Source organism: Acinetobacter sp. Ac8 (assembly GCF_055392545.1).
In genome coordinates, this window is record NZ_AP043689.1 from 4400680 (window position 1) to 4413995 (window position 13316).

8 protein-coding genes are annotated in these 13316 nt (G+C 40.4%); 1 reads left to right on the forward strand and 7 read right to left on the reverse strand.

The genetic code is table 11. The features are described 5' to 3' along the window. Positions 1-93 precede the first annotated feature (93 nt). Together ACZ5QH_RS20940 and ACZ5QH_RS20945 are read right to left on the reverse strand one after the other, a co-directional pair. The gene (locus ACZ5QH_RS20940; protein ID WP_303576637.1) at positions 94-3882 is read right to left on the reverse strand and encodes a UvrD-helicase domain-containing protein; all 3789 of its coding nucleotides are present in this window, start codon (positions 3880-3882) and stop codon (positions 94-96) included. A 2-nt stretch (positions 3883-3884) separates the two neighbouring features. Continuing rightward, positions 3885-7664, reverse strand: a complete 3780-nt coding sequence (locus ACZ5QH_RS20945) for an exodeoxyribonuclease V subunit gamma (protein ID WP_303576636.1) — start codon at positions 7662-7664, stop codon at positions 3885-3887. A 184-nt stretch (positions 7665-7848) separates the two neighbouring features. Between ACZ5QH_RS20945 and ACZ5QH_RS20950 the strand changes: the two genes are divergently transcribed. After that, entirely contained in the window at positions 7849-8355 is a 507-nt protein-coding gene (locus ACZ5QH_RS20950) for a hypothetical protein (protein ID WP_004725502.1), read from the forward strand. 71 nt (positions 8356-8426) lie between these two features. On the opposite strand, the gene ACZ5QH_RS20955 is transcribed toward ACZ5QH_RS20950, so the two are convergent. The 5 genes from ACZ5QH_RS20955 to ACZ5QH_RS20975 form a co-directional block, all read right to left on the reverse strand. Further along, complete coding sequence (locus tag ACZ5QH_RS20955; RefSeq protein WP_303576635.1) at positions 8427-9131, reverse strand: nitroreductase; 705 nt, start codon at positions 9129-9131, stop codon at positions 8427-8429. Between the two features lie 21 nt (positions 9132-9152). Then, on the reverse strand, positions 9153-10343 hold the full coding sequence (locus ACZ5QH_RS20960; RefSeq protein WP_303576634.1) for a hypothetical protein: 1191 nt from the start codon (positions 10341-10343) through the stop codon (positions 9153-9155). A 56-nt stretch (positions 10344-10399) separates the two neighbouring features. Beyond that, positions 10400-11716, reverse strand: coding sequence for an MFS transporter (locus ACZ5QH_RS20965; RefSeq protein ID WP_004816727.1), 1317 nt, complete (start codon positions 11714-11716; stop codon positions 10400-10402). A gap of 185 nt (positions 11717-11901) precedes the next feature. Beyond that, a complete protein-coding gene (locus tag ACZ5QH_RS20970; protein ID WP_303576633.1) occupies positions 11902-12540 on the reverse strand; it encodes an isochorismatase family protein in 639 nt (212 codons plus the stop codon). Positions 12541-12550: 10 nt separating this feature from the next. Beyond that, positions 12551-13306, reverse strand: a complete 756-nt coding sequence (locus ACZ5QH_RS20975) for a maleate cis-trans isomerase family protein (protein WP_303576632.1) — start codon at positions 13304-13306, stop codon at positions 12551-12553. Positions 13307-13316 lie beyond the last annotated feature (10 nt).

Consider the following 13316-nt stretch of genomic DNA (forward strand, 5'->3'; position numbering starts at 1 on the left):
GTTATCCTCAGAGTTATCTACAAGGTTTTCAACAGAGTTATCCACAGAATAACTTATTGTTTGCAAAGCTGTTCAAGCAACTATTCACACGATTCAACTGGATTTATCCTCAGTAAAATAGCCCAATATGGCATCAAGTCTTAAAATAAATTCCGTCGTGGGTCGCCAGAAGTAGTAACCTTGCCCACTTTGACCATTCATACCACGTAAATACAAATAGGTTGCACCTCCCAGATCACGATCAATTTGATAATCTTCGAGCTGGATTTTCAAATAACGATGCAATGCCACCAAATACAAAGATGCCTGTAGCCAATAACTGGCATGCGACATGCTGTCCTGAACAGCTTCAAATAAATAACTTTGCTGATCTACACCCAAAAAATTACTTTTATAATCGGCGATATGATATTGCTGACCATCAAAAAACACCAAATCAATTGACCCATTTAAATAACGTGCTGAATTGGCATCTTTAAACTCAGGCATTGCAATGGCATGCTCATCAAACAATTGATGTATACGTTTAATTGCCAAAACTCGATCTGAAAGGGCCAGATTAAATGGAAACTCAGCTAAATGCTCATGTGGTTCAAGTTGCCCCATTTTAAAATGACTGAGAATCGGCGTAGATAAAACATCCTGTAGCCACTCAGCCATCCAATCAATCAGCGTCTCTTCTACAGCGTGTTCTGTTTGAGAAACGCCCTCACTCGAATTGTCGTTGAGAAAAGCCTGCTGATATTTTTCCAGTAACTCCGTCCATAAACTTGAATAATCATTTTTAAAGCGACGACGTATTTCCAAACGCCAATAATGCGTATCTTTAAAATCAATATGCTCAAAAATTTCATGTAGGAAATTTCCTGCAATTGTACCCATTGGGAAATTGGCTTTGATCCATGCAAGCGGTTGACTAGGAACCACATCTGTAATGATTTCAACAATGGGTTGTTGAATTTCATCTTCTGCTCGATCCTGTTTTTGTTCAGAAACGGCCAAAGCATCCTGAATTTGTTGCCGAGTTAAATGCTGAGCCAAAGCACTAAAACTGGTTTTACCCCGCGGATAAAAACGTTGAGTAGGAAAGGCTTGTGTAAGTAAAGGCAATTGAACATCGCTCTTAGCCTTTTCTAAACGTGGTGGGCGTTCGGTCAATAAAGCTTGCATGGCACTTCCAGCATGCTGAAACGTATTTGCGCCTTGACCGCGCCAAAATGCCAGTCCTGTTGTAGATTTTTCCTTTACATCACTCAGCATTGCATACACCCGATAACTGGCACGGGTCAATGCCACATACCACAACCGGTGATGTTCTGCTAAAGCGCGCTCATTGTGCTGCTCAATGTCTTTTTGATCAAGTAGATTGGCATCATTGATCGCCACCACACGCTGTTGTTCATTCTGTCCTGTTCGTACATTCAGCTGTTCAACCGTCGAGAAATTCAGCGTTTTATTGATCTCTTTAAAGTCTTTATCAGCGCCCAATAAAAACACAAACTTAAATTCAAGCCCTTTGGATTGGTGAATGGTCATCAACTGAACCCCTGCCTCATTGGACAGTTTCCGTTCCATCTCCCACTCTCTCTCCATCGGTGAAGTCAGTTGTTTTAAATACCAATGATAAAGATTTTGTGCACCTTGATAGTTTTCACTGTGCTGGCTCAATAACTCTGTTAAATGACGTAAATTCACCACCACACGTTCATTGTCACGACTGTGTTTTTCCACCAATTTTGTCCAGACAGAAAATTGGTTAAGCAGATATTGCCAAGCCGTTAAAAACCCTTGATTGAGCCACAGCTCACGAATCTGATCGAACAGTTCAATATAGACACTCAAACCATCGGCATGCTGTTCCAAGGCAATCAACGCTTTTAAATCAAAGCCGATCAGGCGGCTTAACAAAGCCCGTTTTACTTTGGCTTCATGATAAGGATGCAAAATTGCAGCAAGCACAGCCCCAACATCACCTGCAATCTGACTTTCAAAAACACTTTTTTTCGAGGGTCGACTGGTTCGAATCCCTAAAAATTCCAGCGCGGATTGTGCTTTATCTAAGCCATCATGGTTTTTGGAGAGGATGGCGATATCATTTTCATCTACTGCACGATGCACTGATTTTTCAATAAAATATAAACTGCCTTGAATCCCCTGATTGAGTAGCTCACGAATTTTCCATGCCACTTGTTCAGCTTCTTGATTTTTATCTTCAAGCTTGATCCACCTTAAAGGCTGTGGATTGACATGGCCTTGATCCAGCAGATCGGGATGCGGACGAGGACCTGCTTGTACTGGGGTATACCAGACCTGTTCACCAAAATCCATCTGGCGTTGAAATAAGGCATCAACCACTTCAACCAAAGGCTTGACTGAGCGATGATTAAAAATCAGATTATATTCATGCCCTGCTTTGCCAAATACATCCTGATGTGCTTTTAAAAAGGTCAACATGTCCCCACCACGGAAACCATAAATTGCCTGTTTACGGTCTCCGACCATGATCATACAACCCTGTTTGACACGATTGGGATGCCGCCAAATTTGTGCCAACATATCATCTTGATCTTGGTTGGTGTCCTGAAATTCATCGACCAGAATCAGTGGATAACGCGCATGTACAAAGGTCGCAAAACGCTGGCCTTGTTCGCCTTGCAAAGCCTCTGCAAGGGTACGAATTTGTTGTGCAAAGGTGGTTTCACCCTTTTGCTGTAACACTTGTGGTAAACGTGTTTTGACTTCTTTTGCCAAATAGTATTTTAAGAATGTATTGGTTCCAAGCAGTTGATTTTCATATATCTCAATCTGCGCATAAATACTGAGTAATTGTTGAATAAGCGTGTGTTGATAAAAATCGGATTGTACATTTTCAGGTGCGGCTTTTTTAAAAATTTGCTGCTCCCGAATCACTTTAATCAGGGTTGCAAAATCGGACTTTTCAACACTCAGCTTTGAACTTAGATAATGCTTATAGTCATGCTGTTGTAGGGTTTGAATAATTCGCGGCAAGCTCTTGGCAAAAATACGATTCAATCGATCATTTCTAAATTTTATCCCATTCGCAAATTTATAAAACTCACCACCCAATAAATAATAACTTTGCAAAGTCTGCAATTGATCCAGTTGAATCTTGGCAAGCTGTTCAATCGCCTGTTGGAATAGCTGAACATCTGCATTGGAAAATTTAGGCTCAATAAAATTTGCCGAGGCAAAATTTAAGCTTTGTTCCACCGTTGCAACATAATAATCTACACCATGTAACTCGCCCGCAAACATCAAGCTGTCTACAATATCTTGAGGCTGTTTTTGAATCCATGCGCGAAGTACATCATGAATCAATTGCTGACTATAACTTTTCGCATCATCAGTAATTTCAGCCCGCTCAATTTTGCCACTTTCAAAAGCAAACTCACGCAGTAATTTCTGACTAAAACTGTCTAAAGTCCCGACAAAAAGTTCATCCAGTTGATCAATCACCAATTTCAAGCGTTCACAGGCATATGCAATCCGTGAGGCAAACATCTTTAACACTTTAGAAAATAATGGATCTGACTCTTGGGCTGCTTTGGTCAAGACTTGCGCTTCGGTTAATTCACGACATGAGTCAAAATAGCGGTATGTTTCCTGTAATCGTAAGCGAATACGTGTTTTCAATTCTGCCGCAGCTTTACGGGTAAATGTGGTTGCAATGACTTGGCTCGGTAAGTATTTTTCTAAAAAAATCCGCACCATCAAGCTTGAGAGCGTATAGGTTTTCCCTGTACCTGCTGAAGCTTCGATCCAGTGCAATCCGGCAAATTGCATATCTTCAATCGGCTGAATCGAAACTTTTTTGGCTGTGCCGTTTTGTGCTGCCGGTAACTGTGAATTTACGGAAGTCATGTTTATTCCTCCGCAACAAATTGATGCTGATAAATCGGCTGATACAACGCATAGCCAAAATGATCACAGGCATGTTTTAACAATGCGGTCGCATCTTGTTCTTGCAAAATAAATTGCCAATCCCGATGCTTTTTACTCCATTCCATTTCAGTCAAATCATAAGGTAGAAACGCATCGCTTTTATTCCATTCATTTAAAAGATCTGCAAAGTTATCGATCAACATACTTTCCACATGATGTTGTGTATCCGCATTTAAACTACGTTCATTTAAACTATGTTCAGCTAAGCCAGCTTCAACCGTCCCGAGTGACCATTGCAACTGCTTATTATTTTCAGCGGGCTTTAATAACAAAGCAGCAGGTAGAACCAAAGGTTCCGATTGGGCATAGGCAAATGCTTTAAACCACGGCAATAAATATGCTTTCGCCTGTTCTGAACTTAACCCAGTACTGATGATCGTGACATCACTAAATACCGCAATACGTTGTAGTGTTTTAGACTTTTCAGCATCGACATTTAAATAGCTTAACCAAAGTAAATATTCTAACCAAACTTTGGCACGACGTTTAGCACGACCGCTTGACGCATCCAAACTCACCCAATGCTGCCCTGCTTGCTGAGGTACAGTAATATTCATGACCAAACCAGCGTCAATTCGCCATTGCCGTTGCGTTGTCACCGTCACATCAGCAGCATAACGCTGTAACCGCTCTTTTAAACTGTCTTGCTCCGCCAAACTGATTTGCCATGCGCTGTGCTGAATCTTACCAATGGGTAATTGATTTTGCAGTAATCCAATCTCTTGAGACCAAGAGTCTTCAGCAGAATGAGTCGATTGTTTCTGCAAGAAATCTCGAATCTGATAACGTGCCAAACCATCCAGAATTAAGGGTTCGTTCATTGCGGGAATATCTTCTGCGCGCAGATTCTCTACGCCTAAAGTTTTTAAATATAACTGTGCTGGGAAAGTGACATCTTGAATCCACTGTCGCGCATCCAAAACAGTGAGCTCTTCTTGAACAACAGGATATTGTGTATTTGCCCAAGCCTCACGTTTAGCAAGCATTTCCGCTTGACGGATGTGTTGTGCAACATTGAACCATTGATCTTGAAAACGAAGCGGTGTTGTTGACTCAAAACCATTTGGATCAAAAGGTTGTAAGCTGTGAATGTGATATAAAGACTGTAAATGTTCAGGGACTTGAATCCCCTTCAGCTCAATCATCTGATCAACAGGACTGATATCTTTATTGTCCCTAGATAATGCCGTTTCAGATTGGGCAATCAGGGCAATATGGTTGATCAATTCCTGTAACACGCTGGATGGCTCACGAACTTCACCATCACTCACATCAAAGCCATTATAGAATAACCATAGATTTTCCTGCGCCAATAACAAAGCATCGAGGAAAGCCCCTTGATCATCATCAAGACGGGAACGATCCCCCAATTGCGGCTTGAGAATTTGCATTAAATCAAAGGGCAAATGTACATTCCGATCTGGAAATTTACCCCCATCCAAATTTAACAGGACGATCAACTTATAAGGTAAAGGACGAATCTGGCCAATTTGGCTAAAGGTAATCTGACCTGTCGGTAAAGCCTGATCGATTTGACCTTCTAATAAATTTTGAATTTCATTCAATAGATAAGGTAAAGGTAAATAAATATTTTTAAGAATGGGTTGCGCGTGCTCATCATAAAAACTGGCTAAGGTCAGCATACGCTCTTGTTTTTTGACAATTTCACGTACGACTTTTAACGACTCAGCACCAGCTTGTTCAAACTCAATAATGTCTTGCATCAGTAGTTTTAACCACGCCTCAACATTGCATTTTAAAGCGGTATTTTTTCCTAACTCATGCGCAATCATCCAGTCACGGCGCACATCAAAATCTTGATAAATCTGAATCAGTTTAGCCACTAACTCAAAATCACTTTGCAAAATTTGAGCATAACTTAGAGTATTTTCAAAAATCGTATGCTCTGGAATCGCAATACCTAAAGCCAAACGATCAAGGGCAAATTTAAAACTAAAACGGAAATCTTCATCATCCTGACTTAAAGATCGTCGTAAATGTTGTGCGTCTAGACCACGTTTAAACCCAGCATTGATCAATAATTCAATCATTCTTTCTGTATTTGAAATATCCAGACCATAACGTAATTGCGTGGCATTTAAACTTAACCAATCTGCGAAATCCTCAACACTAAAACGACCTTCCACCAATTGAATCCGACCTAAAACAGCACGCCAAGCATTATTGGCATCCAGTTGCGTTACTCCAGCAATCTTCACTGGCAGATAAATACTGTCTTGGTTTGGTGTATGCGGAAACACACTGCGAATAAGTGGTTCAATTTGTTTTAAATCGGGCACTAACACCAAAACATCACTTGGGCGATGTGGTTGTTCAGCAGTGCTTTTCATCAACCAAGCAACCAACTGGTCTTTTAACACTTCAAGCTGTCGTAAAGACGAATGACACACATGGATTTGAATCGAGTCATCCGTTTGGGCAATTAGATAAGCATGCGGTTCAGGCTCAACCAAATACAAAATATCTGATTGTAATTTACTTAATAAATGAATCGGTTCTTCATCGACAAAGGCATCTACCCATTGCCCTTCTTCACCTGAAGACAGATTGGACAGGATCGAAAAGTGGTCACGGGCTTGTTTACCAAAACGGGTTAATAATGGATGTCGTGATTCACGAATTTCCGCATTAAAATTCAAAGTAAACTCATCAAAAAACTTTTGAATATCTGCATCGGTCGCTTTGGGATACTTACTGACAAAACGCGCCTTTACCCGCAAATCATATTGTTTTTTCCAGTTTGGATCGACACTGTCAGCCCAATATTCTTGTGATGGGTTGTAATGTAAAATCACCACATCCAAATATTGTCCCAGTCGTCTTAAAAACTGTAATTGACTCGGTGGCAAGTCCAATAAAGTAAAGATAATCAGCTGGCTGGGTAATTTCTTTAAGGCTTGAGGGCGTTGTAGATCATCATCCATGATTTGCCAAAAATCATGATCAATACTTTGCATTTCAATAAAATCATCATGAAATGTATGTTGCCACAGCCAACGTTGCCAAGTTTCCAGCTCTTGTGCTTGATTTAAAGTAAATGCTGAAATTTGTTGATTGGTTTTAAAGAATTGCTGTTCGATGTTAAGTGCTTGACCACGTCCCCACTGCCCTAGCCAATTGCTTGGGCAACTACATGCTTGTCCATTGTTCTGTTGGCAACCGCGTTGACATTCCCCACGATACAACATGTAGTGACTGAACAATTTAGACACTTGTTCAGAGACCCAATACAACATACTTTGTTTTTTGAGTTGCTTCTCTAAACCTTGTTCCAGTTGCGAGGCTGCATCATAAATACGCTGGATAATGCCATGCAAAGGATGCTCTTGGGCTAAGCTATTTTCATCCTGCTCAATAAAACTTTTCAACGTTTGATAAATTCGCCACTTCATAATCAAACGCGGAATATTGGCTTTACGGACTTTGTCTTTGTCGTCTAAAACTTGCTGATAAGCAAACCACTGAAAACCACGAATACGTTGATGAAATTGACTGTTGGCACTGATGCCTTGTTGTTCAGCAATACGCTGGCTCAACCATTCTTGTACCGCAGGGCTTGGGACAATAAAATGTTGTGTTTGCAAGACTGCAAAAGGATTCTTGGATGGCCGAATGGTATTTTGCAAAAGCCCTTGCACCAAAACATCAATGCGTTGGCTTTGAATCACATGAATGGCCATAATTCCTCAACTTTCAATCTTCTATTGTCTACGTTTATGCACAAAACATAAACATTCGCCACTATACAACAACACCATACTATGGCATTTTTAAAACATTATTTGGAAATAACTTCACAATTTCAAGCTTAAACATGCGTTTTCAAAAATATGAGAAAAAGCTTGAAACAAAGGTAATTGTTTTATGAAAATTGATAAACTTCCAGACGCAATCGATCCAAGCTTAAACCTAGAACAAATTCGTGATGAATGCTTGGAGCAAGTAAAAAAGCGCTCTTATGTCTCTGCTGGTGTCGCAGTGATTCCTGTTCCGTTTTTAGATGTGGTGATTGATGTCGGGATGCTGTCGCTTCTGATTCCTGAAATCAATGCCCGCTTTGGTTTAGCACCAGATCAAATCAGTGTTTATGATCCTGCAACCAAGAAAATTCATTGGAATGAATTACGCAAACGTGGTTTTGAGTTTTCAGGTTTAGTGGTTGCGCGTACTGCGGTAAAGGCATCATTAAATAATATGGCGGCTAAAATCATTACCAAACAAGTGACCAAATTTATCCCACTGGGTGGCTCAATCATTGCAGCAAGTTTAGGCTATATTGTGATGAAAAAAGTTGCTGAAGCGCATGTAGATGAATGTTATAAATTAGCCAAAAATATTCAAAATAAACAAACGCAAAAGTTAGTCAGCTAAGCGCTGCTATACTTTAAGATCGATATTTAGTAAAACAAAGAGATATCATCTGATATCTCTTTGTTTTTTGTTCATTGTAAAAATACAGCAAATTCTTCAAGACTGAGTCGTGAGGGATGAAAAGAATTAATTTTTTCATTCATATCGGCATAGCCTAAAGACATGCCACAAACCAATTGTTCATCATCTGTAGCACCTAAAATTGGCATGATAATCTTGTGATAATCATTCCATGATGCTTGGGGACAGGTGTCTAAGCCCTGCGCTTTTGCAAGCAACATAATATTTTGCATCAACATGGCGATCGCCATTTTTGCGCCCGCTTCTAATTGACGATGCGTGGTAAAAAATAAACCGACAGGCGCATCAAAAAACTTAAAATTTCGAAGCTGTTGTTGATGCATTTCCTGTCGTTGTTGTTTGCTAATGCCCAGTACAGCATACATACCCCAACCATTCTCCCGTCTACGGCTAATATACGGTTCAAACCATTGCTCAGGATAATAAAGATAAGGGGCAGTAAATTCACTTCTTGAACTTTGACCAGAATAAATGGAATCCGCCGCTGCAATCACTTGTTGGCTAATCCTCAATTTGCTATTGCCCTGAACCACATAGACTTTCCACGGTTGCGTATTGGTTCCAGAGGGTGCATAACTGGCTTTTCGCAGCAGATCCTGAATGATCTCAGGATCTACAGCCTGATCTGTAAATGCACGTACAGAATGTCGATTTAAAATCACTGCTTCAACCAGATTATTGACTGTCAATTCCATTTATTCCCTCATAGGTCAAGACTAAAAGTTATATCCAACGTTGATATTCCACCTAAATTTCCAGTCATTGCTATAGTCTGAATTCGTCGAGGTATAGCCAGTTGCGTTTTTAGCCCCACCCAACACATTGACATTCTTCCCGACACTTCCATCTACCCAAATTAAGAAAGGCATTGCATTAAACTGCACTCCAAAGGTGTCCATTTGCGAGCGATCCCAACCGGCTTTGTCTTTCCATAACACACTATAATCATTATAGAATTTTACAGTTTTTAAATTCGGAAAATACTTGGTTTGCACAGGTTGGGTATAACCGATATTAAAAGAACCAATCGTCCCTTCAGCTGCGACAAAATAAGCAGGTGTTATACCATTCGCTTGCATTAAAATTTGATCATTATTTAAACCCTCTGGGTTTTTTGCATCATATTTATAGCGAATCGCTGAAGTTTGCACATTCCATTTTTCGTAATTGTTTAAGCCATGCACTCCAAATGCATAATAATCGCCATTTTTATCCGTCGCTTTATTACGCAATTGTGAATATGCCCCACTGACACCAAACTCCTGTTTACCAAATTCCAAATCCATTTTATGGGCATAACGTAGATTGAGCTGATTTCTTTTTTCATTGAGATATTGCTGTTGGTGAGGCAGCACATTATCCAATTTATCCGCCGAACCTGACTCTGGCGAATAACGAATATTGCCTGGACTCATGATTGGCATATACGCCACGCTAAAATCATGGGTTGGCGAGGTATTTTTCCAACTCAATCCCGGCGCTACGCTGTCGGCAAATCCCAAGAAAAATGGGATCGGGAAAGTCCAGGCATGCTCTGGGAATGGATAAATCCCAAAAGGCTTATAAATAATTCCGGCCTGAAAATCATTATTGTCATCAGGCTTATAGCCGACAAAACCATGTTCAACAGAACGTTTATGATCACTTTGGAAGGCATAACTTACATCCAAATAAAATTGGTCATATTTGCCCTTAATATTTAAACGGGCATTATCAAACAAAAACTTGCCATTATTGGGGCTTTCCCATCGCTCATCACGATAATTGGTTCGGACAAAACCGCCTAATTTCAATTGTTTTAAACCATCTTCAGTTTCCCATTGGAACGGTGAAGGTTGTGCATTGGCATAGGCTTGAAATGAGATCAAACTCGATACAATTAATCCTAAATATTTAATTTTTAACATGAGAACCTCCTCAGCAATTTGTTCTCCCGAACGCATTGCCATTCAATTTTTTTAATTTATTTGTTTACTAAAGTTTTAGGCAAAGACAGCACAATGAAGCAACTCAACAATAAACATGCTGAGAACACGATGAGTGCGCCTTCTGGTTTACCGGTAATCTGAATGGCATAACCCACCAAAGTGTTACTGACTAAGCCGGCAATGTTGGCAATAGAACACGCCAATGCAAACCCTGTCGCTGCCGCAGTTCCTGATAAAAAAGTTGCAGGAAGACTAAAGAACACGGGAATGGTGCCTGTGGTCGCAATCGCGGCAATCGAGAACAAAATCAAAGTCATCACAATATTGCTACTAAACATTGTGGTTAAAAACAGTGCGACTGCACCAAAAATAAATGGTACGACCATATGCCAACGACGCTCTCTATATTTATCTGAGCTCCGCCCAATGACCAACATTGCAATCAAACCAACAATACTTGGAATGGCAACCAGTAATCCGATATTTAATAAGTTGGCAACGCCTGTGGTTTTAATAAATGTCGGCAACCAAAAGCCCATAGAATAGGTACACAGCAACATCGAAAAATTAATTGCACCGAGTTTCAGGATATTGGTATTGAAAAATCCATCTTTAAAACTATGCTTTTGTTTGGCAGAGTCATTGCCTTCTAAATCTTTATTGAGATTTTTTTCAATGATTGATTTTTCAGCATCATTGAGCCATTTGGCTTTGGAAAAGTGATTCGGTAACATTTTAAATGTCAAAATACCCAAGATCACGCTTGGAAGTGCTTCCAAAAAGAACAACCATTGCCAACCTGCCCAGCCATAAACTTGATCAAAGGTGGTCATTATCCAACCTGATAGCGGACTACCAATAATCACCGCCAAGGGTAAACCAATCATAAATAAGGCAATGATCTTAGCGCGATAGTATGTTGGGAACCATGTGGTTAAATAATACAAAACCCCGGGTAAAAAGCCTGCTTCCGCAGCACCGAGCAGAAACCGCAGCGCATAAAACTGCATCGGTGTGGTCACAAACATGGTTAAACCAGACAAAATCCCCCATGTAATCATAATCCGCGCAATCCAAATTTTTGCGCCAACCTTTTCCAGAACCAAGTTACTGGGTACTTCAAAAATAATATAGCCAACAAAGAAAAGCCCTGCACCTAACCCAAACGCAGCCTCACTCAAGTTCACATCATTTAACATGTGTAATTTGGCAATCCCGACATTAATTCGGTCTAAATAGGCTGCGATATAACAGAAACACAGGAATGGAATCAGTTTCCAAATCACTTTTTTATAAACCTGAACCTCTTGTTCAGGGTAAATTTCTTGTGGTTTTACAACACTGGTAGACATATCTAACTCCTTTAGATCACAAACCAAGTGAGTTGTTTTTCTTGTAATACTTAGAACAAAATGAACAAAGCTTTTATGTCACTGATGATCTGCACATTCTCTTTTGTTTTAATGCATCACCAAAAACCATTCTATCCTTGGTTTTTTATTACCCTAACGTCCATAATTTTTAGTTGTATCAATCATCAATTTTTGTTTTGAGTGAAATAATTCAAGACCTCTTGTTTTGATACAACATCTCCATATTTACTATCGATATCAAACAGATTGGCTTCATGGGGTTCACGATGACGATCCCCAACACAGTCACGGATCACAATGGTTCTAAATCCATGTTGCACAGCATCTACGGCTGTTGCGCGAACACATCCACTGGTCGAACAACCCACAATAATCACGGTATCTATCGCCTCAGCGTTTAAAACCGATGACAAACTTGTAGCAAAAAAAGCACTTGCATAATTTTTAGTGATCACCAATTCAGTGTCGAGCGGTTGAACTTGTGGGCAAAATTGAGTGGCTGGATTATCCACCGTCATCGCTGCCATTACGGGTGATTTTTTTACCCACATTCCCCCGTCAATTTGGTTTTTCGCGTGATAAAGAATATTGGTGTGAATCACTAAAATATTCTGTTCACGTGCCAGTGCCAAAACCGCTTCGGTTTCTTGAACTGCAATAATCACATCAGGCGCATATAAAGGCTCAGATGCCGTAATATAAGACTGGATAAAATCGACCAACAGCAGCACGGGTTTCTTGCCAAAACCAATTCGATTTCCCCACACGCCTTGGTAATTATCATTTAGGGATTGTTGATTCATTTCACACTCCTTATGCATATGCGCCAGAGAGCAATGCACCAGCACCCGGTACAATAGGCTCTAAATCCATTGCTTTAAGCATCTGATAGGTTGTTGCAATTGCTGCTGAAATCACGGGCTTACCTGTGAGTGCCTCAACTTTAGCGACTGCAGGAAGTGACTGCATTTGCACACATGCTGAAAGCACAATCACATCTGCATCTTGGTAATTCAGCTTTTGCACAATGTTGGGCAAATCAGCAGGGTCATGTTGCGCAACAGCAATGTTGTCAGCGATTTCTAAGGCCACATAATCGAGAATTTCAAACCCCTCTTCAGCAATGTAATTCACCACCAGTTCGGTTAAAGGTTTCATATAGGGCGTAACAACAACAATTTTTTTCGCCTTCATCAGCTTCAAACAGTCAACCAAAGCGCCAGCACTGGTGACGACAGGCGCTGCAGCAGCATTATCAACCGTGACTTGATGTAGACGTTTTTCTGACTCACGGTGATAACCAATGCCCATGGACATAATCGCAACCAGACAGGCATATCCCAACACATCCACTTTGGCATCTGAAAGTTCTAAAGCACAACGATCAGACTGCGCATCCATTGCCGCAAGCTCTTCTTTCTTGACATGTTTCATCCGCATACGGCTAGAATGAAAGGTAAATTTTTCAGGGCGAATCAGCTGGCGTGCTTTCAACATCGCTGGAATTTCATTTTCCATCGTGGTATTGGAACTGGGTACGATTTGACCAATTTTATAAATTCGTTGCATGAGCATTTCT

Bases quoted from the DNA above. Each gene is read 5' to 3' on its own strand.
- ACZ5QH_RS20945 (WP_303576636.1), bottom strand. From the start codon at position 7,664: ATGGCCATTCATGTGATTCAAAGCCAACGCATTGATGTTTTGGTGCAA.
- ACZ5QH_RS20975 (WP_303576632.1), bottom strand. From the start codon at position 13,306: ATGCAACGAATTTATAAAATTGGTCAAATCGTACCCAGTTCCAATACC.
- ACZ5QH_RS20950 (WP_004725502.1), top strand. From the start codon at position 7,849: ATGAAAATTGATAAACTTCCAGACGCAATCGATCCAAGCTTAAACCTA.
- ACZ5QH_RS20960 (WP_303576634.1), bottom strand. From the start codon at position 10,343: ATGTTAAAAATTAAATATTTAGGATTAATTGTATCGAGTTTGATCTCA.
- ACZ5QH_RS20940 (WP_303576637.1), bottom strand. From the start codon at position 3,882: ATGACTTCCGTAAATTCACAGTTACCGGCAGCACAAAACGGCACAGCC.
- ACZ5QH_RS20970 (WP_303576633.1), bottom strand. From the start codon at position 12,540: ATGAATCAACAATCCCTAAATGATAATTACCAAGGCGTGTGGGGAAAT.
- ACZ5QH_RS20955 (WP_303576635.1), bottom strand. From the start codon at position 9,131: ATGGAATTGACAGTCAATAATCTGGTTGAAGCAGTGATTTTAAATCGA.
- ACZ5QH_RS20965 (WP_004816727.1), bottom strand. From the start codon at position 11,716: ATGTCTACCAGTGTTGTAAAACCACAAGAAATTTACCCTGAACAAGAG.